The organism is Actinoplanes sp. KI2 (assembly GCF_025630775.1).
GTDB lineage: Bacteria > Actinomycetota > Actinomycetes > Mycobacteriales > Micromonosporaceae > Actinoplanes.
Window position 1 is genome coordinate 1 of sequence record NZ_JAOSZE010000106.1, and the last position, 2,310, is coordinate 2,310.

General features: G+C 69.2%; 2 protein-coding genes. One reads left to right on the plus strand and one right to left on the minus strand.

Translation table 11 applies throughout. The annotated features are described in order from the left end of the window. The first annotated feature begins 201 nt into the window (after window positions 1–201). Window positions 202–1,794 carry an amidohydrolase gene (locus ODJ79_RS46420; RefSeq protein WP_263030159.1) on the plus strand — a complete coding sequence of 531 codons (1,593 nt, stop codon included), beginning with the start codon at window positions 202–204 and terminating at the stop codon, window positions 1,792–1,794. An 80-nt stretch (window positions 1,795–1,874) separates the two neighbouring features. Here the strand turns inward: ODJ79_RS46420 and ODJ79_RS46425 are convergent, their stop codons facing one another. Next, the gene (locus ODJ79_RS46425) at window positions 1,875–2,150 is read right to left on the minus strand and encodes a hypothetical protein (protein ID WP_263030160.1); all 276 of its coding nucleotides are present in this window, start codon (window positions 2,148–2,150) and stop codon (window positions 1,875–1,877) included. Window positions 2,151–2,310 lie beyond the last annotated feature (160 nt).

A 2,310-nucleotide genomic window follows, 5' to 3' on the forward strand; every position in this document is an offset into this window, starting at 1 on the left:
GAAGAGCACACGGCAGTACGCCGTACGAATCTTGCGGAGTTCCCTCCAGGACGGCCGGTCCGGCGGCCCGAGGGCCTCCGTTTCGCTCGCCCGTCTCCCTGGCGGCTCGTAGAACATTACAGGGCGCCTCCGCGACCGCCAAATCGGGGCCCTCCCCGCACTAGGCTGCCACCCGCAGGAGTGAGTCGAAGGAGTGTGACCATGCGAGCCGACCTCGTTTTCCACGGCGGACCGGTCTTCACCGACGGCACCCGGCACACCGAACCGGTCGCGGTCCGCGACGGACGGATCATCGGCGTCGGCAACGTACGGGACCTGACCGGTCCCGCCACCGAGGTGCTCGATCTCGAGGGCCGCCTCCTGCTTCCGGGTTTCCAGGACGCGCACATCCACGCCGTGATGGGCGGCGTCGAGCTGGGCCAGTGCGACCTCACCGGCACGGTCGACCGGAACGAGTACCTGCGCCGCATCGCCGTCTACGCCCGCGAGCACCCCGGCGAGGAGTGGATCGTCGGCGGCGGCTGGTCGATGGAGAGCTTCGACAACGGCGTACCGGATAAGGATCTTCTGGATGGGGTGGTCACCGACCGCCCGGTCTACCTGATCAACCGGGACCATCACGCCGCCTGGGTCAACAGCCGCGCGCTGGAGCTGGCCGGCATCACCGCCGACACCCCCGACCCGGCGAACGGCCGGATCGACCGCCTGCCGGACGGCGAGCCGATCGGCGCCCTCCAGGAGGGCGCCATGGATCTCGTGAAGGTCCCGCTCACCACCGCAGAGGCGCGCCTGGCGGGGCTGCTCCGCGCCCAGCGCCTGCTGCACGGGCTCGGCATCACCGCCTGGCAGGACGCCATGGTGTGCGCCACCAACGGCTACGACGACATCTCCGATGCTTATCTCACCGCGGCCACCAGCGGGCAACTCACCGCATCCGTGGTCGGCGCCCTCTGGTGGGACCGGGAGCGCGACGCCGGGCAGATCCCCGAGCTGATCGAGAAGCGGGACCGGTTCACCGTGGGCCGGCTGCGCTGCGATGCGGTGAAGCTGATGCTGGACGGCATCGCCGAGAACTTCACCGCGGCGATGACCGAGCCCTATCGCGACTCGTGCGGCTGCGTCACCACGAACCGCGGACTGTCCTTCATCGACCCGCAACGGCTTCCGGCGTACGTGCGGGAACTGGTCGAAGCCGGTTTCCAGCCGCATTTCCACGCGCTCGGCGATCGAGCGGTACGCGACGCGCTCGACGCGGTGGAGGCGGCCACGGATTTTCCGGACACCCGGCCGCACCTGGCTCACCTTCAGGTGGTGCACCCCGACGACGTGCCGCGGTTCCGGCGGCTCGGCGCGACCGCCAACCTCCAGCCGTACTGGGCGGCGCACGAGCCGCAGATGGACGACCTCACCATCCCGTTCCTGGACCCGGCGCTGGCCGGCCGGCAGTACCCGTTCGGCGACCTGCACCGGGCCGGTGCCCGTCTGGCCGGCGGCAGCGACTGGCCGGTCAGCACCCCCGACCCGCTGCAGGGCATTCACGTCGCGGTCAACCGGATCCACCACGGCGACCGCGCCGAGAGCTTCCTGCCAGATCAAAAGCTCGACCTGAGTACGGCGTTGACCGCGTACACGGCGGGATCGGCGTACGTGAACCGGTTGGACGACACCGGAAGCATCCGCCCTGGTTTCCGCGCCGACCTGATCGTCCTCGACCGGGACATCTTCGCCGCCCCGCCCCTCGAAATCGGCGACGCCCGGGTCGAGATGACGTTCGTGGACGGCAAGCCGGTCTAGGGCTCTATCCCTCCGATCACAGCCGTCCGCGACACCCTGCGGCTGTCGGGATCGCTTCCGCGCGCAAGCCCCAACCCACGTCAGCGAGTTTGGTCCTGCTGCTGCTCAGCGAGCCATTGGGCGTGCGCCCGAAGAAGCCGGCCAACCCAGTAGACCGCGAACAGGATCAAGAAGCAGCCGACGGCAGCGCCCGTGTAGATCCCGATGAAGACCCTCCATTCCGTGCTGTCCTCCAGGCCGTGGGCACCCCAGATCAGCCAGCTCAGCAGCAGGGACAGGACCATGTACGAGATGAGCGTCGCACCTAAACGTGGGCGTGGCCCCGGGCGGCGTGTCGGCTTGGGGAAGTTCGTCACGAGCTGAGTATCGACGGTGTGCTGCCGTCCACTGGTCGATTTCGCCACGTTCGAGGTCCGGATCGGCGGTCAAGGCGCCCGAACGGCTGCATCCTGCCGAACGAGATCGCCGGACTCCGGTTGACCTGGACCGCCGGTCGAGGCAGCACCGCGCAGCGCC

Excerpts from the sequence above, each read along its gene's own strand:
- ODJ79_RS46420 (WP_263030159.1), top strand. The coding sequence starts at position 202 with ATGCGAGCCGACCTCGTTTTCCACGGCGGACCGGTCTTCACCGACGGC.